At 46.8% G+C, this 1,059-nt stretch carries 1 protein-coding gene; it reads right to left on the bottom strand.

The window, feature by feature from the left end:
- Positions 1-540: 540 nt before the first annotated feature.
- Positions 541-1,059, bottom strand: a 519-nt coding sequence (locus Q0614_RS11460) for a deoxyribonuclease IV (protein WP_298788824.1), incomplete at its 5' end; no start/stop codon positions are given.

Here is a 1,059-nt window from a genome sequence, read left to right on the forward strand (position 1 = left end):
AAAAGCATAGATTGGTACGCAGCAGAATTTTAAGTTAGAATTACGTAGCCTTATGCACTTGCGCCTCCGCATAGATCGGGCGAAAGTAGAATTGCAAGGTTGGAATTTACGCAGTCGCAAATATAAAGTTTCGCGTCGTTTTTTTTGATGTGGAATTTAGAATTTTAAAATTCCTAGAGCTTCGAATTTGGCGCTGAGCCTTGAAATATCGTAGCGATAGAATTTTAAAATTTGCCGCCGCATCGCTTTAAAAATCTTGCTTGAAAATTTTAATTACGTAGCGTAAAATTTTTCATTTCTGCCGCGACGCTGCGTTTTTCTATAAAAATTTTGCTCTTTTGCTATGGTGCTGTGTTTTCGTCGTAGAATTTCGCGACTTTTTTGCCGCGGCATTCTTAACGCGCGATCCTCATTATTTTGCTTGTTAAAATTTAAGTGATAAATCCCACGATGTAAACGCAGGGCATAAAGGCTCTTATCGCTAGGCGCCACTTTGAAGCGAAATGAGATAAAATTCTACGTGGCGCAAAAGGCGTCCGATTAGGCTTTGCGGCGTCCTTGCATACTGCGCAAAAGCGCGATCTCCTCCGCCCAGAGGCTCTCGTCGATCGTCTCTAAAATCAGCGGGATCTCGTCGATGTTCGGGTCGTTCATGATGTTTTCAAATGCCGCGAGCCCCAAAAAGCCGCGCCCGAGGCTCTCGTGCCGATCTTTGCGCACGCCAAGCTCGTTTTTCGTGTCGTTTAGGTGCATGCCGCTTAAAAATTTATAGCCGATCGCGCGGTCAAACTCGCTCATCGTGCGCTCGTAGGCCTGCGGGCTGCGCAGATCGTATCCTGCGGCGAACGCGTGACAGGTGTCGATGCAAACGCCGATGCGATCTCTGTTTGAAATTTTGTCGATCACGTAAGCAAGCTGAGCGAAATCATAGCCGAGATTGGAGCCCTGGCCGGCGGTATTTTCGAGCACGAGCTTGACGCCACTGGTGTTTGCGATGGCGAAATTTAGCGACCCTGCGATATTATCCAGGCACACTTGAGCTGAAATTTCATTTAGATG

This window comes from uncultured Campylobacter sp., assembly GCF_937997595.1.
Lineage (GTDB): Bacteria > Campylobacterota > Campylobacteria > Campylobacterales > Campylobacteraceae > Campylobacter_B.